General features: G+C 41.6%; 22 protein-coding genes. 18 read left to right on the plus strand and 4 right to left on the minus strand.

Annotated elements, in window-relative coordinates; all coding sequences use genetic code 11:
- Positions 1–10: 10 nt before the first annotated feature.
- From ypeB to prsW, 3 genes are all read right to left on the minus strand, one after another.
- Entirely contained in the window at positions 11–1357 is a 1347-nt protein-coding gene (ypeB, locus tag K1I43_RS06275; RefSeq protein ID WP_019417636.1) for a germination protein YpeB, read from the minus strand.
- A 12-nt stretch (positions 1358–1369) separates the two neighbouring features.
- On the minus strand, positions 1370–2203 hold the full coding sequence (gene sleB / locus K1I43_RS06280; protein WP_009373706.1) for a spore cortex-lytic enzyme: 834 nt from the start codon (positions 2201–2203) through the stop codon (positions 1370–1372).
- A gap of 114 nt (positions 2204–2317) precedes the next feature.
- Positions 2318–2992 carry a glutamic-type intramembrane protease PrsW gene (gene prsW, locus K1I43_RS06285; RefSeq protein WP_019417634.1) on the minus strand — a complete coding sequence of 225 codons (675 nt, stop codon included), beginning with the start codon at positions 2990–2992 and terminating at the stop codon, positions 2318–2320.
- A gap of 128 nt (positions 2993–3120) precedes the next feature.
- Between prsW and K1I43_RS06290 the strand changes: the two genes are divergently transcribed.
- From K1I43_RS06290 to fni, 6 genes are all read left to right on the plus strand, one after another.
- A complete protein-coding gene (locus K1I43_RS06290) occupies positions 3121–3780 on the plus strand; it encodes a flagellar brake protein (protein ID WP_026011664.1) in 660 nt (219 codons plus the stop codon).
- 54 nt (positions 3781–3834) lie between these two features.
- Entirely contained in the window at positions 3835–4014 is a 180-nt protein-coding gene (locus K1I43_RS06295) for a YpfB family protein (RefSeq protein WP_019417632.1), read from the plus strand.
- A gap of 75 nt (positions 4015–4089) precedes the next feature.
- Positions 4090–4767, plus strand: coding sequence for a (d)CMP kinase (cmk, locus tag K1I43_RS06300; RefSeq protein ID WP_019417631.1), 678 nt, complete (start codon positions 4090–4092; stop codon positions 4765–4767).
- Positions 4767–5348: a lysophospholipid acyltransferase family protein gene (locus K1I43_RS06305; protein ID WP_009373701.1), complete on the plus strand. Its 582-nt coding sequence runs from the start codon at positions 4767–4769 to the stop codon at positions 5346–5348. Before cmk ends, K1I43_RS06305 begins: the two co-directional genes overlap by 1 nt.
- A gap of 148 nt (positions 5349–5496) precedes the next feature.
- Complete coding sequence (gene rpsA / locus K1I43_RS06310) at positions 5497–6636, plus strand: 30S ribosomal protein S1 (RefSeq protein WP_026011663.1); 1140 nt, start codon at positions 5497–5499, stop codon at positions 6634–6636.
- 12 nt (positions 6637–6648) lie between these two features.
- Positions 6649–7698 (plus strand): type 2 isopentenyl-diphosphate Delta-isomerase, encoded by a 1050-nt coding sequence (gene fni / locus K1I43_RS06315; protein WP_026011662.1) that lies wholly within the window; start codon positions 6649–6651, stop codon positions 7696–7698.
- A gap of 50 nt (positions 7699–7748) precedes the next feature.
- On the opposite strand, the gene K1I43_RS06320 is transcribed toward fni, so the two are convergent.
- Positions 7749–7853 (minus strand): YpzI family protein, encoded by a 105-nt coding sequence (locus K1I43_RS06320; protein WP_009373698.1) that lies wholly within the window; start codon positions 7851–7853, stop codon positions 7749–7751.
- Positions 7854–7945: 92 nt separating this feature from the next.
- On the opposite strand from K1I43_RS06320, the gene K1I43_RS06325 reads away from it, so the two are divergent.
- The 12 genes from K1I43_RS06325 (at position 7946) to K1I43_RS06380 (ending at position 16929) form a co-directional block, all read left to right on the plus strand.
- Positions 7946–8554, plus strand: a complete 609-nt coding sequence (locus K1I43_RS06325; protein WP_238148404.1) for a YphA family membrane protein — start codon at positions 7946–7948, stop codon at positions 8552–8554.
- On the plus strand, positions 8551–9447 hold the full coding sequence (locus K1I43_RS06330; protein ID WP_019417627.1) for a YIEGIA family protein: 897 nt from the start codon (positions 8551–8553) through the stop codon (positions 9445–9447). The genes K1I43_RS06325 and K1I43_RS06330 overlap by 4 nt, the downstream gene beginning before the upstream one ends.
- Positions 9444–9626, plus strand: a complete 183-nt coding sequence (locus K1I43_RS06335) for a capping complex subunit for YIEGIA (RefSeq protein ID WP_006319423.1) — start codon at positions 9444–9446, stop codon at positions 9624–9626. The genes K1I43_RS06330 and K1I43_RS06335 overlap by 4 nt, the downstream gene beginning before the upstream one ends.
- Positions 9627–9716: 90 nt before the next feature.
- Positions 9717–11027 (plus strand): ribosome biogenesis GTPase Der, encoded by a 1311-nt coding sequence (gene der, locus K1I43_RS06340; protein WP_021095018.1) that lies wholly within the window; start codon positions 9717–9719, stop codon positions 11025–11027.
- Positions 11028–11038: 11 nt separating this feature from the next.
- The gene (locus K1I43_RS06345) at positions 11039–12058 is read left to right on the plus strand and encodes an NAD(P)H-dependent glycerol-3-phosphate dehydrogenase (RefSeq protein ID WP_009373694.1); all 1020 of its coding nucleotides are present in this window, start codon (positions 11039–11041) and stop codon (positions 12056–12058) included.
- 174 nt (positions 12059–12232) lie between these two features.
- Complete coding sequence (locus K1I43_RS06350; protein WP_009373693.1) at positions 12233–12436, plus strand: DUF2768 domain-containing protein; 204 nt, start codon at positions 12233–12235, stop codon at positions 12434–12436.
- A 15-nt stretch (positions 12437–12451) separates the two neighbouring features.
- Positions 12452–13174 (plus strand): hypothetical protein, encoded by a 723-nt coding sequence (locus K1I43_RS06355; RefSeq protein ID WP_026011661.1) that lies wholly within the window; start codon positions 12452–12454, stop codon positions 13172–13174.
- A gap of 124 nt (positions 13175–13298) precedes the next feature.
- Positions 13299–14777, plus strand: a complete 1479-nt coding sequence (gene spoIVA, locus K1I43_RS06360; protein WP_009373691.1) for a stage IV sporulation protein A — start codon at positions 13299–13301, stop codon at positions 14775–14777.
- Between the two features lie 259 nt (positions 14778–15036).
- Entirely contained in the window at positions 15037–15309 is a 273-nt protein-coding gene (locus K1I43_RS06365) for an HU family DNA-binding protein (protein WP_003394524.1), read from the plus strand.
- Positions 15310–15418: 109 nt separating this feature from the next.
- The gene (folE, locus tag K1I43_RS06370) at positions 15419–15982 is read left to right on the plus strand and encodes a GTP cyclohydrolase I FolE (protein ID WP_026011659.1); all 564 of its coding nucleotides are present in this window, start codon (positions 15419–15421) and stop codon (positions 15980–15982) included.
- 8 nt (positions 15983–15990) lie between these two features.
- Entirely contained in the window at positions 15991–16218 is a 228-nt protein-coding gene (mtrB, locus tag K1I43_RS06375; RefSeq protein WP_004889838.1) for a trp RNA-binding attenuation protein MtrB, read from the plus strand.
- Between the two features lie 60 nt (positions 16219–16278).
- Positions 16279–16929 (plus strand): heptaprenyl diphosphate synthase component 1, encoded by a 651-nt coding sequence (locus K1I43_RS06380; RefSeq protein ID WP_009373687.1) that lies wholly within the window; start codon positions 16279–16281, stop codon positions 16927–16929.
- The last annotated feature ends 17 nt before the right edge of the window (positions 16930–16946 follow it).

The following is a 16946-nucleotide window of genomic DNA, read 5'->3' on the forward strand; positions in this document are numbered from 1 at the left end:
TGTCAGCCCCTTATATTTCACCATATATAGGTTCAGGATTTTGAAGTTTCTCTACTTTCTCTTCAATCCCATTTTGCGCATTAATAAAAATGCGGTACGTGTCATCTCCGAGTGTTCCTAAAAACTCATAGCAAAGCACTTCTTGATTCATATTGTTCATAATGATCGCTTTTCTTTCTTCCATAATGGCGACATTTGGGTTCATTTTTTTTCGTGCTTGTTCAATAGAAATAGATGGTTTTGGAATCTTCCGTTCGCGTTTCGACGATAAGTAATCGCGAGCGGAAAAGCCGATAATGTTTCCATCGTCTAATGCGATCTTCATTTTAATGGATTCAGGGTAAATACGAACGCCATCTTTTGCTGTGACGAATGTGAGAACAGCGACATGATCATATTGTGTGCTTTCGTACAATTCGAAGTTGTTAAATTTATGTTGTTTTAAAAACTGAAGCCCGCGCATCGTTGCTTCATTTAAACTAATGTTTTGTTTATTGACGGGACGGTTTTCAATGACCCAAATCGGATATCCTCCTTTTTCGGTAATATCCATATACGTTTCACTTTTTGTTTTCGGATGTTTAATCGTTACACTATAAAAAGCATCGCTTGCTCCTTCTCCGCTATGAACGACTTGTATGTCCTCATTTCCTTTTAAACCGAGAAACGTTTTTGCAATTTGTTTTGCTTCTTCTTTTGTAATCTTTTTCCCAGAAATATGTTCAAACCCTTTCGTCCTCTTTTCGATGCTTGTAAACGACGGACCGAAGTCGGTTTCGTTATAAGATTGAACGTTTTTCTCTACGGTTTGAAATCCATCAATAATGGTGTTGTCATTTGGGCGATTGTTTGTCGCCAGCGCTAATTCGACATCCATCCAACGCAAGTTATTTTCTAATACGAGATGCTGTACATTTCGCAACTCTTGTTGAATGTCAGCAGATTTTTTATATAGTTGTTGCAACGTTTTATATTCTTCAGCGTTCAATGGCTGTTTATCTAAATCGCGAATAGCTGCACGATAGCTGAATGAGCCAATATTAGACAAAAACTCTTCTGTTTTATTGAACGGTAAAAGTGAGAGCGGAAGTTGTCCGACTGTCGCATGTGCTTCTGACGCAAGACGCCACACTTCCGCAAGTGCTGGTGACAGCGATTGGCGGGAATTCATTGCAAGTGTTGTTCCAATTTGATCATGAAGTAAGTCGATTTGATATGTTAAATCATGAAATGCGCGTTGATAATTGTTTTCTGCATGAATTAAAATCGCATTTTTTTGTTGATGCTCGCGATATCCCCAGTAGGCTGTGCCAGCAATGCCGATCGATAGTGCTCCAATAAGTAAAATTCGTAGCAAAAAACTCCCCTCCTATTTACAAAAAATATGTTTTCCAATTCGTTTAATTTGCGGACGGCTCCAAATCCACCCGTTTGTCGCTGTATGTGGATTAAAATAATATAACGCTCCACTTGATGGATCCCATCCGTTTAAGGCATCAAGTACCGCTTTGCGAGACGTTTCGTTTGGGGTGAGCCAAATTTGTCCGTCTGCGACAGCTGTAAACGCTCCTGGCTCAAAAATAACGCCTGCGACGGTGTTCGGAAACGAAGGGCTATTGATGCGATTTAAAATGACTGCGGCAACAGCCACTTGTCCGATATATGGTTCCCCGCGTGCTTCACCGTGTACAGCGTTTGCCATAAGCTGTATATCATTTTGTGAGAATCCGTTTGGAACGTTTACTGCAGCGGATTTGACGCGCTTTACAGCCATTTGTTTTGTATTTGTCGCTTTTGTAGCAGTGGCTTGATTTTTTGTTTTTGTTTTACGTGCTTTCACTTGTTTGCTTAACGGAACGCCGCCGTAATGAGTAAACGTATTTCCTTTTCGCAAATTGTTATGAACAAATGATTTGTAATATTTTGATGCGCGTACGAGTTTTTGCTTCGTCGTTTCTCCTGCTAACCCATCGACAGGCAATTTAAATTTGTATTGAAAGTTTCTTAGCGCCCAATACGTTCGCCAACCGAACACTCCATCAATTTTCCCTCTGTAAAAGCCGAGATATTGCAATCGTGCTTGTAGTTCAATCACATCATCGCCGACAGCTCCGCGTTGGATGACTTGTTTGGAAAACGCGTGCGTCTGCGATGTATAACTAAATGAAAAAATCAAAAATAAACAAATGAACCATTTGCGCATTGTGACTCCTCCCTTGTTGTGTAAACAATACCTTTTGACGCTATTTTTTGTCACAATAACGTTTTTATACATAAGAAAAGCGAAAGGACTTGCATAAATAAAAAAAGCCAAGCGTTACGCCTGGCTTGATGATTGGGTCATCTCGATCGTCATCCCTCTCGCAAGTTTGACTTTTCGCAAAGCGAGCCACCATAAAAAAATCATAAATGGGAGCATGTAATATATCCAACGTTCTTGCGTTAATAAAATATAGTCGTATATGCCGTGAAATAAAAACGGAAGGAGAAAAGATAACCATATATAGTTTTTTTCTTTTTTAGGTAAACCGAATTTTGCCCTTCCTAAGTAAAAACCCATGATGACACCAAACAACGCATGGCTTGATACAGGTAAAAGGGCGCGAGTAACCGCAAATTCAACACCATTTGCAAATAAATATAAAATGTTTTCAAGCGTAGCAAATCCGAGCGATACACTTACTCCGTAAACGATGCCGTCATATGGTTCGTTAAATTCCCGATGGTCATAAATCGCATAGTAAAACACAAACCATTTAAAAAACTCTTCTAGCAAACTTGTTGACAAAAACGCTTCAACAAAGGCGTTGGGGAGCATATGCTCAACTTTTAACACGTGTTGAATAAACATGAGTGGAAACACTAAAAACGTACCGTATAAAAACATGCGCAAAACGAGTGATAACGGTTCCGTTTCGTATTCATCTTTTAAATAAAAATAACTGAGCAGCGCTAATCCGGGAGCAATCCCTGCAGAAATAATAGCCCACATCATTTTTTCCTCGTTCCCAATTCTTTTCTTTTCATTTTGATGGTATCATGTTATTGTCAAATTGAAAATGCTATGAGGTGTATTTTTCAATAAAGAAAGAACTGTTTTTAGCGAGGGAGGTTTATACGTTGATTAAAATTGGAGTGCCGTTAATGCTTGAACCGAAATATAGTGAAAAAATAGAAAATTATAAATGTAAAGTGGCAGAAATGGGAAATGGGAAAATTTATATTGATTATCCGATTGATATGAGCACGAATCGCACTGCATTTTTGCTCGACGGAACGCAATTAAAAGTAAGTTTTGTCGGGGAAGATGAAGCGGTTTATGCGTTTGAAGCAGAAGTGTTAGGTCGAACAAAGCGCAATATTCCGCTTCTTATTTTGTCATATCCTGGAGATGAGCATCTTATTCGTATTCAACGTCGTCAGTTTTTACGTGTCGATGCGATTGTAGATGTTGCTGTTCATCCGCTCAATGACGAATTCGCCCCGTTTACGACCGTTACAAGTGATATCAGTGCGGGTGGTGCAGCCATTGTATTGCCAAACAATGAAACAGGAGTAAAACATGGGATGACGATTGACATTTGGCTCGTGCTCCATATGCGTTCAGGAGATTATCACTATTTACATTTTCCTGCGCGCGTTGTTCGCATTTTTGAAGAAAATGTTTTAAAAGCCTCTTTAGAATTTTTGGAAGTGAACGATGTAGATCGTCTGACATTGATTCGTTACAGCTTTGAAAAACAGCTGAAAACGAGGAAAAAAGAACAGTTGGACGCATAAATATAGCCGTTTTCTCCCATAATAAAAATAAAAAAATTAGCGAGGGAGAAACGAATGAAGAAGATTGAACGAATGTTATGGAAGCTAGCGATCATTCAATTTATTTTTTTATTTATTGCTCAGTTTGTCGTTTCTTATTCGTCCATTGCTCCTTATATTGTGAAAGTCATTCGTTACGAAGGGGTAATGAAAAATTCCGCTACGAAAACGATTGAAACATTCGACCAACGATAAACGGTATGATACAATATAAGAAGCAGGAGTGTTCCTGCTTTTTTGTTGAAAACAAAACGATGTATAGGAGGCAGTATGGAAAAGAAAATTTCGATCGCGATTGACGGACCGGCAGCTGCTGGAAAAAGCACGGTCGCGAAACGGTTAGCTGAAGCATTATCTTACGTTTATATTGATACAGGAGCGATGTATCGCGCCTTAACATATTGCGCTCTTCAGCGCGGAGTAGATGTTCATAATGAAAAACAATTAATGAACGTCCTTCATGATACATATATTGAATTAAAGCCGTCTCCAATCGGACAGCTTGTATTGGCAAACGGTGAAGATGTAACGGAGGCCATTCGAAAAAACGATGTGACAAACAACGTATCGTATGTCGCTAAACATCCGGCAGTGCGAGAAGAAATGGTGAAACGCCAACGTGAGCTAGGGCAGCATGGCGGTGTTGTGATGGACGGTCGCGATATTGGTACGCACGTGTTGCCACACGCTGAAGTAAAAATTTTTTTGCTCGCTTCTGTGGAAGAACGGGCAAAACGTCGTCATGAAGAAAACGTGGCACGTGGCATCCCTTCTAATTTAGAGCAACTCAAAGAAGAAATTGCTCAGCGTGATCGAATTGACTCTGAACGTAGCGTCGCTCCGTTAAAAAAAGCAGAAGACGCTATTGAAATTGATACAACATCGCTATCCATTGATGAAGTTGTTGATCGCATTATGCGCATTGTCCAAGAAAGGGTGAAGGGGTAGTGAGTTTTTACACGTTTGCCCGCGCGCTTGTGAAACAAGTGCTTACTCCACTTTATCGTATTGAAGTTAGTGGAGTCGAACATATTCCAAAAGAAGGTGCGGTTATCATTTGTGCGAATCATATTAGCAACTTAGATCCGCCGGTTGTTGGTATTACATGTCCGCGCCCGGTTCATTTTATGGCAAAAGAAGAACTGTTTCGCACCCCTATCGTTAAACAACTCGTCTCTCGCCTACATGCGTTTCCCGTTCGTCGCGGAATGGGTGATCGCGAAGCGTTGCGAACAGGATTAGCTTTATTAAAAGAGAAACATGTACTCGGGTTATTTCCTGAAGGAACGCGAAGTAAGGATGGAAAGTTGAAAAAAGGGCTAGCCGGGGCAGGATTTTTTGCATTGCGTAGCGATGCGGTTGTCGTGCCTTGTGCGATTGTCGGTCCTTATCGTATTGGAAAAAAATTAAAAGTTGTATACGGTGCCCCAATTGACTTTACACCATGGCGAGAAAGAAAAGCGAGTGCCGATGAAGTGACGGCCGTGATTATGGAACATATTCAACAACTTTTACATGAACATCAATAGTTATGACTTGACAAAATGAATGTTTTAATACAGATTAGTAAAAAAGGAAGTTTTTTCTTTGTGTCAAATGGACGAGCATATTGTTGTTCGCCCATTGAACATATATTTCTGTCGTCGAGCAGGTGTGGAGTGTAAGGAGGTATTCACTATGGAAGAGATGAATCAAGTCGATGTGCGCGTCTATGAAGTAGGCGACACAGTGAAAGGTCAAGTAACGAAAGTAGAAGACAAACAAGTGCTCATTGATGTGGAAGGAAGCAAGCTTGTCGGCATTATCCCGATCAGCGAGCTATCAAGTCTTCATATCGAAAAAGCAAGCGATGTTCTGTCAGTCGGAGATGCAGTCGTCGCCAAAGTGAAAAAAGTAGAAGATGAAGCGCTTATTTTATCGAAAAAGGCAGCAGATGCAGAACAAGCATGGGAAGTGCTTGAGCAAAAGCTTGCAAGCGGTGAAACGTTTGATGTAGTCGTGAAAGATATTGTAAAAGGCGGGCTCGTTGCGGATGTCGGTGTTCGCGCGTTTATCCCGGCGTCGCTTGTGGAAAAAGATTTTGTCGAGGATTTCTCAGACTATAAAGGACGTACATTAACTGTAAAAGTAGTTGAGCTCGATCGAGAAAAAAATCGCGTTGTTTTATCACATCGGGCGGTTGTAGAAGAAGAAGAGGCGGCGAAAAAGAAAGCTGCATTACAGTCGATTCAAGTTGGTCAAGTGCTTGAAGGAACAGTCGTGCGCATGACGAACTTCGGCGTATTCGTCAATATCGGCGAGGTTGATGGTCTCGTACATATTTCTCAACTTGCCCATACGCGTGTAGATCATCCGTCAGACGTTGTAAAAGAAGGCGATGTCGTCAAAGTAAAAGTGCTTGCGATTGATGAAGAAAGCGGTCGCGTTTCTTTGTCTGTTAAAGCAGCATTGCCAGCTCCTTGGGATGGAATTGAACAAAAAATAAAAGAAGGCGATGTATTAGAAGGTACAGTGAAACGTTTAGCTCCATTTGGAGCATTCGTTGAAGTATTGCCGGGCGTTGAAGGGCTCGTTCATATTTCGCAAATTTCAACAAAGCATATCGGCACGCCACATGAAGTGCTAAAAGAAGGCGATATCGTCAAAGTAAAAGTGCTTGCAGTAAGCGAACAAGAAAAACGATTATCGTTAAGCATTCGTGAATTGCTTGAAGAAGATGTAGAAGAAGACTATCGTGAATATACAACTTCAACAGAGACGACGACAGGATTTCAAATTGGTGAAGTCATCGGAGAACAGTTAAAAAAATTAAAATAAACGGTGATGGCAGTGGAACGTGCAAAACGAAAACTACAACATATTGAATATGCGCTCTCAACGGGGCAACGTCGCTTGCACGGGTTTGAAGATATTACGTTTGTGCATAATAGCTTGCCGAATATTTCCACTGCTCATATCGACTTACAAACAAAAATCGGCGAACTTTCTTTCCGTTCGCCGATTTTTATTAATGCGATGACAGGTGGCGGAGGCGAAGAAACGACAAAAATTAACGAGCAGCTCGCTTATGTTGCGAACGAATGCGGCATTGCGATGGCTGTTGGTTCACAAATGGCCGCTTTAAAAGATGAACGAGAGCGACAATCGTTTACAATTATTCGTCAAGTCAATAAACGTGGCATTGTATTTGCCAACTTAGGTAGCGAAGCAACGGTTGAACAAGCAAAACGAGCGATCGATATGATCGAGGCGAATGCCCTTCAAATTCATTTAAACGTCGTTCAAGAGCTCGTTATGCCTGAAGGCGATCGCAATTTTTGTGGAGCTCTTTCACGCATTGAACAAATTGTGTCTGCTGTTGATGTACCTGTTATCGTAAAAGAAGTCGGATTTGGAATGAGTAAAGAAACGGCGCGACAGTTAGAAAACGTAGGGGTATGTGCCGTTGATGTCGGAGGTTTTGGAGGCACAAATTTTGCGCAAATTGAAAACAAGCGACGCGAAAAACAGCTCGCTTATTTTAACGAGTGGGGAATCACGACGACGGCATCTATTGCGGAAGTAGCAGCGGAAGTTCAACGCATTCGTATTATTGGAAGCGGAGGGGTGCAAAATGCGCTTGATGTGGCGAAATGTATTGCACTCGGCGCTTCCGCGGTAGGAATGGCTGGCTATATGTTGCGCCTTCTGATCGAGCAAGGAGTGGAAGCGTTAATTGCCGAAATTCATCAGTTGCACGAAGATTTAACACTCATCATGACCGCGCTTGGCACTCGAACGATTGCTGATTTGCAAAACGTTCCGCTCGTCGTGACGGGAGCAACATATCATTGGTTGCGGGAGCGTGGCATTGAAACGACCCGATATAGCCAACGATAACGGAAAAAAGGTGTCCGAGAAAACGAGGACACCTTTTCCTATGTTTATATTTACTGTTCTGTTTTTGTACTTCCTTTAAAATTTTTTGCTGGATCTCGATCGGACTCGACGCGACGCGATTGCTTTAATTTTTTTTCTTGGCGATCTTTCCCCATTTTCATCCCTCCTTAGTCCTTTATTTTCTCCATTCCCTTTTTTCGCATACAAAGATTAAATTTTTAAAAATAAGACATAATGGAAAGTGGAGGTGTTATGGTTGGAAGGAGGTTATTTTTATTGGCTTTCTTGGTTTTTATGGATTGTTTATACGTTTTTCGCTCCGAAAAATCATGTTCGTTTACGCATTTGCCTATATAGTTTATTGTTAATTACGCTATCTGTGTATGAGATAACGATTTATTCGTTTCACATTTCATTGGCTTACATACTGATGTTGATTGTTAGTTACTCTTTTGTCATGAAACAAACAGGAACAGCATTTATTTATTTTTCCTTTGCCAGTGCGAGTGTCACGATGTTGTATGCTGCGTTTCATTTTTTATTATTGTTCGATCCGGTTTGGGTGTTTGTTGAAGCGACATGGTTGCTTGCATTTGCGCTTTTGTTTGCTTCATTTGCGCTATATCGATCATTTTATGAACGTTTACTTGTTTTGACGGTCGGATGCTGTCAAGGTGATTTTTTGTATGCGTTTGTGTTAAAACAATTTTCTTTTCCACATTCGATTGGTTCCCTTTCCTTTTTAGATGGATGGGCGTTAGCAACCGTATGTTTATTTTTATGGAAATGGCTCGAACAGTTACCGATATATATCGATGCACGATTTCAAAAGCGAGCAAAGGAGGCTAATACGTGAACGAATATACGTATCCCATTTTATTTGGTGTAACCGTTGGTGTGGTAACGAGATTATACTTATTAAAAACAGATTATCGCCAATATCCGACATATTTACATGGGAAAATTATTCATATTGCTTTAGGTTTTATTGCTGCAGGGCTTGGGACGATTGCAGTGCCTGCCATTATGGAAAAAGAGTTTGCTGCCATTACATTTTTAGCACTCGCCGCCTCACAGTTTCGCGATGTGCGCAATATGGAGCGAAATACGTTAAATGAGCTTGATCAGTATGAACTCGTCCCACGCGGAAAAACGTATATTGAAGGAATTGCGATTGTTTTTGAAGGAAGAAACTATTTAGTTATTTTCGCGTCATTCTTAAGCACGTTCGCTTATTTAGTTTGGAATATATGGCTTGGAATTGTTGCGGCAGCGATTGCCTTTATCGTTGCTCGTAAACTGATGTCTGGCAGCCGGCTCGGCGATATTGTTGACGTAGAATACGTGAAGCCGCATTTCAAAGGAGCGGGATTATACGTTGACAATATTTATATTATGAACATCGGTTTAGAAGCGCGGCGAGAAGAAATTTTACGGTATGGCATGGGATTTATTTTAAAACCGAAAAACTTTAATGCTCGCTCAACAATCGCTAATCTCGGACAACGTCAAGCGATTTTACACGATATTTCAACGGCATTAGGTGTATACCGCGATTCAGGCACACCAGCGCTTGTGCCCCTTGCGAAACGCGATTTAGATGATGGGCGAGTTGGTATTTTTATTTTGCCTCAAGAAAAAGATGTTGAAAAAGCAAAAGCGATCATTCGCAATGTACCGACGTTAGAAAATGCGATTCGCATGCCGACGAAATCTGAAACGAATCAAGCGGGGAGGGTGTTACGATGACTGTAGAAAAAATGATTTTAGCGGTCATTACAACGTCGCCACATAAAGTAGCTGGTGGCGTCACGTTCGTTTGTGAAAACGATGAAGAAATGCAACGAATCGCAGCGAATTTAGAAGCGATTTTAGACGGGATTGCCCATGCGCTAAGCGACGATTTGCTCATTATTGTGAAACATTGATTTTTTTGATAAAATGGGAAAGCTAGACCCTTCAGTCGAAGGGCTTCTTTTTTGTTCGGGTTTCGAATTTTAGTGAAGGAGTGTGAGAATATGACGAAACCAGTTGTAGCAATCGTTGGTCGTCCAAACGTCGGAAAGTCGACGATTTTTAACCGCATTGTCGGGGAACGCATTTCGATTGTAGAAGATATACCGGGAGTGACACGCGACCGAATTTATAGTAGCGCAGAATGGTTAAATACAACGTTTAACATTATTGATACAGGCGGCATTGACATTGGTGATGAGCCGCTATTAACGCAAATTCGTCAACAAGCGGAAATTGCGATCGATGAAGCGGATGTGATCATCTTTATGACAAATGGTCGGGACGGTGTCACAGCAGCAGATGAAGAAGTGGCGAAAATTTTATATCGTTCCAATAAGCCAGTCGTTTTGGCGGTAAACAAAATTGATAATCCAGACATGCGTGAAAACATTTACGATTTTTATACGCTCGGATTCGGAGAGCCGATTCCGATTTCCGGCACGCATGGATTAGGGATCGGAGATTTGTTAGATGCCGTCGTTGCCCATTTTCCAAAGCGCGAAACGGAACAATACGACGCGGATGTCATTAAGTTTTGTTTAATTGGTCGTCCAAATGTCGGGAAATCCTCGCTTGTGAACGCCATTTTAGGTGAAGAACGGGTCATTGTGAGCGATATGGCAGGAACGACGCGCGATGCGATCGATACGACATTTAAGCGCGACGGGCAAGAATATGTCATTATTGATACAGCAGGGATGCGCAAAAGAGGAAAAGTGTATGAAAGCACCGAAAAATATAGTGTGTTGCGTGCGTTAAAAGCGATTGAGCGCTCCGATGTTGTGCTTGTCGTCATTAACGCAGAAGAAGGAATTATTGAACAAGATAAAAAAATTGCAGGATATGCGCATGAAGCGGGTCGTGGTGTCGTGATCGTTGTGAATAAATGGGACGCGATTGAAAAAGATGAAAAGACGATGAACGAATTTGAGAAAAAAATTCGTGATCATTTCCAATTTCTAGACTATGCACCTATTGTATTCGTATCTGCGAAAACGAAACAACGATTGCACAAGTTACTTCCAGTCATTCAAATGGTTAGTGAAAATCACGCGATGCGCGTTCAAACGAACGTATTAAATGAAGTGCTAATGGATGCAGTGGCGATGAATCCGACACCAACGCATAACGGACAACGATTAAAAATTTATTACATGACGCAAGTAGCGGTAAAGCCACCAACGTTCGTTGTATTCGTCAACGATCCGGAATTGATGCATTTCTCATACGAACGCTTTTTAGAAAACCGAATTCGCGATACGTTCGGATTTGAAGGAACGCCAATTAAAATTATTGCACGCCCACGAAATTAAGGGGGGATAACATGGTTACTGTATTAGGTGCAGGTAGTTGGGGCACAGCTTTAGCGATCGTTCTTGCTGATAACGGACATCACGTTCGGCTGTGGGGACAACGGCAAGAACAAATAGATGAAATAAATGAAAAACATACGAACGAAAAATATTTGCCGAATATTCATCTCCCTGAGGCGATTGTTGGTTATACCGATCTTGCCCAAGCGCTTGAAGGGGTTGAAACAGTTGTATTAGCCGTTCCAACAAAAGCGATTCGCGAAGTGTTGCAGCGTGTTCGTACGTGCTTGAAACAGCCAATTACAATCGTCTCCGTCAGTAAAGGAATTGAACCGGATACACATAAACGCATTTCAGAAATTATTGAAGAAGAAATGGCAGAACAATTGAAAGATGTCGTCGTTTTATCAGGTCCAAGTCATGCGGAGGAAGTAAGTTTACGCCATCCAACGACCGTGACGGTGTCATCGAAAAACATGGAAGCAGCCGAACGCATTCAAGATTTATTTATGAATCATCAATATTTCCGCGTATATACAAACCCAGATTTAATTGGCGTAGAAATTGGCGGAGCGTTAAAAAATATTATTGCGCTAGCTGCTGGAATTACGGATGGACTTGGTTATGGGGATAATGCAAAAGCAGCGCTTATGACGCGCGGACTTGCGGAAATGGCTCGTCTCGGTAGCCGTCTCGGTGCCAATCCGCTCACATTTGCAGGGTTGACTGGAATCGGTGATTTAATTGTTACGTGTACAAGCGTCCATTCACGCAACTGGCGTGCGGGCAATTTGCTTGGAAAAGGATATGCGCTTGATGATGTGCTAGCAAATATGGGAATGGTCGTTGAAGGTGTGCGAACGACAAAAGCTGCCTATCAGCTAGCGAAAAAAATGAATGTGGACATGCCGATTACAAATGCACTTTACGATGTTTTGTTTAACGGAAAAGATGTGAAAAGTGCAGTCGATTCGCTTATGGCGCGCGGGAAAACGTCAGAACTTGAAGATTTAGCGAACATTTCGTTATAATTTTCTTTGAAATAGGCATGTGAAGAGAGCTTTGTTATGTATGTTGCATACAATGCTATGAAAACATTCTCAGACTCGAATGGATGGTGCATGTTTAGTCATCGTCTGAAGTAAAGAAGCCCCGCTTTACTTCAGCTTTTTTATGCAGCAATTAAGAGAAAGCGAGGGAGAGGAATGTCACCAGGTCTTTTAAAAATGTGGATTTCGTTAACAGGAATCGGTTTAATGTTTATTGCTGTATTTTCGATTTATTTTAGTCGATATAAGGTGAAACATAAGGCGGTAAAAATCGTTTTAGCGACGATTGCATACATAAGTATGATCATCGCTGGCCTTATTATTGTATTTGTCGTATTTAGCGGGCCGGTGCAAGAATAGAAGGATGGATGAATGATGAAAAAGTGGCTATTTTTTGTAATGATCGTTGTCGTGTCCATATTATTATCTGGGTGTTTATATCCGCAAGAGCGGCTAACGCAAAACCAAATTCCATATAAAGAACAAGTCGAACGTGTTCAACAAGCAGTCAATGAATATCGGCAAGCGACAGGCGGTTTGTTACCTATTAAAACGCGAGATATGTCTACGCCCATTTATCAAAAATATCCGATTGATTTCAATTTACTTGTGCCGCGATATATGGCTGAACCACCGGGCAATGCGTTTGAAAGCGGTGGCGTATATCAATACGTTCTTGTCGATGTAGAAACAAATCCGACGGTAAAATTGCTAGATTTGCGTGCGGCGGAAGCCATTCGCGATTTGAAGTTGCGCATTCGCATGTATCAAGACGCCCATGGTTATCCGCCGTTTAAAGACGTGCTCGCTAAAGGGGTATTTACGCTCGATTATAAAAAACTTCGTTTAGACGCCCCGCCTTACGTCGTGAGCCCATACTCAGGGAAAAACCTTCCGCTCATTATTGACGGCAAGGGAGAAATTTATATCGACTACCGTATGGATTTGTATGAAAAATTGCAATCAGAAGCGCATCACTATCGCTATGGAGATGATATTCGCCACTTGCTTGTCAAGCATTCGCTTTTTGTTCCTGCTTATTCCCTTCCCTACACGATTGATGAAAAGAAAAAAGAACCTATTTTTCTTGTGAAATAAGTCATGATCCCTTCTCTAAGCAAATACATTTTAGAGAAGGGATTTTTTTAGTCATAAACAATTAGGACAACGACATATGCATATAGTGTCCTCATATGTTTTAAATATAAGGGAGGGAAGGCAGTTGGAAAAGGTCGATCTTTTTAAAGATATTGCTGAACGAACAGGCGGAGATATTTATTTAGGAGTGGTCGGCGCCGTTCGAACAGGCAAATCAACATTTATTAAAAAGTTTATGGAACTTGTTGTCATTCCGAATATTCAAAACGAAGCAGATAAAGCTCGGGCGCAAGATGAACTGCCACAAAGCGCAGCAGGAAAAACAATTATGACGACAGAGCCAAAGTTTGTTCCAAATCAAGCGGTAAAAGTAAAAGTAGACGATGGATTAGAAGTCAATATTCGCCTCGTTGATTGTGTCGGCTATACCGTACAAGGGGCAAAAGGATTTGAAGATGAAAATGGGCCACGCATGATTCATACGCCGTGGTATGAAGAACCAATTCCATTTCAAGAAGCCGCTGAAATTGGTACGCGCAAAGTCATTCAAGAGCATTCGACGATCGGTGTTGTCATCACAACGGATGGCTCGATTGGAGAAATTCCGCGCGAAAACTATGTGGAAGCGGAAGAACGTGTGGTCAATGAATTAAAAGAAGTGGGTAAGCCGTTTATTATGATTATTAATACCGTTCGTCCACAACATCCGGAAACAGAAACATTGAAGCAACAATTAAGTGAAAAATACGATATTCCAGTATTAGCGTTAAGTGTCGAAGGAATGCGTGAAGCGGATGTGTACCAAGTGCTTCGTGAAGCATTGTATGAATTCCCGGTGTTAGAGGTGAATGTGAATTTACCGAACTGGGTCATGGTTTTGCGCGAAAATCATTGGTTGCGTGAAAGCTATCAAGAGGCGGTGCGCGATACAGTAAAAGATATTAAACGCTTGCGTGATGTTGATCGCGTCGTTCAACAATTTAGTGAGTACGATTTTATTGATGAAGCTCGTTTGGCTGGCATTGAAATGGGGCAAGGGATTGCGGAAATTGATTTATATGCCCCAGACGAACTGTACGATCAAATTTTAAAAGAAGTTGTCGGCGTAGAAATTCGCGGGAAAGATCATTTGTTGCAATTAATGCAAGATTTCGCTTATGCGAAGGCAGAATACGACCAAATTGCCGATGCGCTCCGCATGGTGAAACAAACTGGCTATGGCATTGCTGCTCCATCACTTTCTGATATGAGCTTAGATGAACCGGAAATTATTCGCCAAGGATCACGTTTTGGTGTGCGCTTAAAAGCGGTAGCACCTTCTATTCATATGATTAAAGTCGATGTCGAATCGGAGTTTGCACCGATCATCGGAACAGAAAAACAAAGCGAAGAACTCGTCCGTTACTTAATGCAAGATTTTGAGGACGATCCGCTTTCGATTTGGAACTCAGATATATTTGGCCGCTCGCTCAGTTCGATCGTTCGTGAAGGCATTCAAGCAAAGCTTGCTCTCATGCCTGAAAATGCGCGTTATAAATTAAAAGAGACGTTAGAGCGCATCATCAATGAAGGATCCGGTGGACTCATTGCCATCATCTTATAAAAAGACTCCATTTGGGGTCTTTTTTGCTTTTAGGCGAAAATTTTCTCTTGCAGTGAAAAAGAGCAATATGATAATCTTTATTCAGAAAATGTTAGGCTCCTTGGAGAATAATAGGCAAATTGCATGATTTTGCTGAAAAAATGTTGAATTATGAGCAAGAATCAGTTAATATAAGGCGTGTTAATGTATAGAAACAATAGAAAGTGTAAACAACTGAAAGTAATGTATAATACATACGATTTGGGAGGAGGTGAATGGCATGAACAAAACGGAATTAATTAATGCGGTAGCTGAAGCAAGCGGTCTTTCTAAAAAAGATGCATCTAAAGCAGTTGATGCTGTTTTTGACGCGATTACAGAAGCGCTTAAAAACGGTGATAAAGTGCAATTAATCGGTTTTGGTAACTTCGAAGTGCGTGAGCGTGCGGCGCGCAAAGGACGCAACCCGCAAACAGGAGAAGAAATCGAAATTGCTGCAAGCAAAGTTCCTGCTTTCAAACCTGGGAAAGCGTTAAAAGATGCTGTAAAGTAAGAAATTACATACAGCCAAGAGGTAGCCGGTTGCGAGCTACCTCTTCTTTTTTGCCTTTTTTCATCTTTATATGCTAGAATCGGATTACGTGAAGTTGAATGCTAGGAGGATGCAACAAATGAATGTAGAACAAATCGAACAGGCGGTCCGTTTAATTTTAGAAGCGATTGGTGAAGATCCGAATCGTGAAGGGTTGCTCGATACACCGAAGCGAGTGGCGAAAATGTATGCAGAAGTGTTTTCAGGCTTGAATGAAGATCCAAAAATACATTTGCAAACGGTGTTTAGTGAAGATCATGAAGAGCTTGTCCTCGTCAAAGATATTCCGTTTTATTCTATGTGCGAACATCATCTCGTTCCGTTTTTCGGTGTGGCTCATGTCGCATACATTCCGCGTGGCGGCAAAGTGACAGGGTTAAGCAAACTCGCGCGAACAGTCGAAACAGTGGCGCGACGTCCGCAGTTGCAAGAACGAATTACAGCAACGGTAGCTGATGCGATTATGGAAACGCTCGAGCCGCATGGAGTGATGGTTGTTGTTGAGGCAGAACATATGTGCATGACGATGCGCGGCGTGAAAAAACCAGGAGCGAAAACGGTCACAACTGCTGTGCGTGGAACGCTTGCAACGGATGAGAAAGCACGTGCTGAAATATTAGCGCTTATTAAGTAGGAGGGATCATGATGCAAGGAGATTATGTCGTCATTAAAGCGTTAGAGGACGGAGTGAACGTCATTGGATTGACACGCGGTTCAGATACGCGTTTCCATCATTCAGAAAAGCTTGATCAAGGAGAAGTGCTTATTGCGCAATTTACAGAGCATACATCAGCGATCAAAGTGCGCGGAAAAGCGCTTATTCAAACGCAGCACGGTGAAATTCAATCTGATGCGAAAAATCATCGTTAACGTAAAGGCAGTTTATGATATAATAAAGTTTGAGTTTTTGGGAAGCAAGGGTGATGAGTCATGGATATGCAACAGCAAATGGAACAAGTACGAACGCGCATTCAACGGGCAATTGCCCATTCGTATGTCGATCGCTATATACAACCACGCATCGTAGATGAAGATCGCATATCGTTTGCTCTTTCTATGCTACGTTCGGCTCAAGTGGACGCAAACATCGCACTCGATTATGTGTTTGCCATGATGCTCATTCAGCTCGCCCTTGACACCCATGATGAAATAGATGAGCAACAAACGATGCAACAAAAGCAATTAACAGTGCTAGCAGGAGATTTGTATAGCGGATTGTATTACGAGTTTTTAGCGCGACGACGTGACATTTCACTCATTCGTCGCTTTGCTGAAGCGATTAAAGAGATCAATATACAAAAAATCCGTTTACAGCAACTATCTCCGAACGATCTCGAGCGCTTTCATTGCATCGGTGTCATCGAGTCCGCCTTGCTTTGTAAGCTTGCAGAGCATGTTCATGCTGACGAATGGGGAGAATTAGCATATTACTTGTTCTCACTAAAGCGCATGCATCGTGATGGAGCGAAATCAGGAGCGTCAATGGATTATATCGACCACTGTAAGCGGAAACTACAAGATCTTCTTCCGTTTCATATAGATGAAGAGGTAAAAGAGCGGTTTTCTCATCTCCTCGCTTGATTTCAGTTGAAAGAAGG

It is taken from the genome of Anoxybacillus sp. ST70, from assembly GCF_019553625.1.
Lineage (GTDB): Bacteria > Bacillota > Bacilli > Bacillales > Anoxybacillaceae > Anoxybacillus > Anoxybacillus gonensis.

Coding starts and splice junctions, on each gene's coding strand:
- sleB (WP_009373706.1), bottom strand. CDS start 2,203: ATGCGCAAATGGTTCATTTGTTTATTTTTGATTTTTTCATTTAGTTAT.
- prsW (WP_019417634.1), bottom strand. CDS start 2,992: ATGTGGGCTATTATTTCTGCAGGGATTGCTCCCGGATTAGCGCTGCTC.
- K1I43_RS06295 (WP_019417632.1), top strand. CDS start 3,835: ATGAAGAAGATTGAACGAATGTTATGGAAGCTAGCGATCATTCAATTT.
- cmk (WP_019417631.1), top strand. CDS start 4,090: ATGGAAAAGAAAATTTCGATCGCGATTGACGGACCGGCAGCTGCTGGA.
- rpsA (WP_026011663.1), top strand. CDS start 5,497: ATGGAAGAGATGAATCAAGTCGATGTGCGCGTCTATGAAGTAGGCGAC.
- K1I43_RS06320 (WP_009373698.1), bottom strand. CDS start 7,853: ATGGGGAAAGATCGCCAAGAAAAAAAATTAAAGCAATCGCGTCGCGTC.
- K1I43_RS06335 (WP_006319423.1), top strand. CDS start 9,444: ATGACTGTAGAAAAAATGATTTTAGCGGTCATTACAACGTCGCCACAT.
- der (WP_021095018.1), top strand. CDS start 9,717: ATGACGAAACCAGTTGTAGCAATCGTTGGTCGTCCAAACGTCGGAAAG.
- K1I43_RS06345 (WP_009373694.1), top strand. CDS start 11,039: ATGGTTACTGTATTAGGTGCAGGTAGTTGGGGCACAGCTTTAGCGATC.
- K1I43_RS06350 (WP_009373693.1), top strand. CDS start 12,233: ATGTCACCAGGTCTTTTAAAAATGTGGATTTCGTTAACAGGAATCGGT.
- K1I43_RS06355 (WP_026011661.1), top strand. CDS start 12,452: ATGAAAAAGTGGCTATTTTTTGTAATGATCGTTGTCGTGTCCATATTA.
- K1I43_RS06365 (WP_003394524.1), top strand. CDS start 15,037: ATGAACAAAACGGAATTAATTAATGCGGTAGCTGAAGCAAGCGGTCTT.
- folE (WP_026011659.1), top strand. CDS start 15,419: ATGCAACAAATGAATGTAGAACAAATCGAACAGGCGGTCCGTTTAATT.
- mtrB (WP_004889838.1), top strand. CDS start 15,991: ATGATGCAAGGAGATTATGTCGTCATTAAAGCGTTAGAGGACGGAGTG.
- K1I43_RS06380 (WP_009373687.1), top strand. CDS start 16,279: ATGGATATGCAACAGCAAATGGAACAAGTACGAACGCGCATTCAACGG.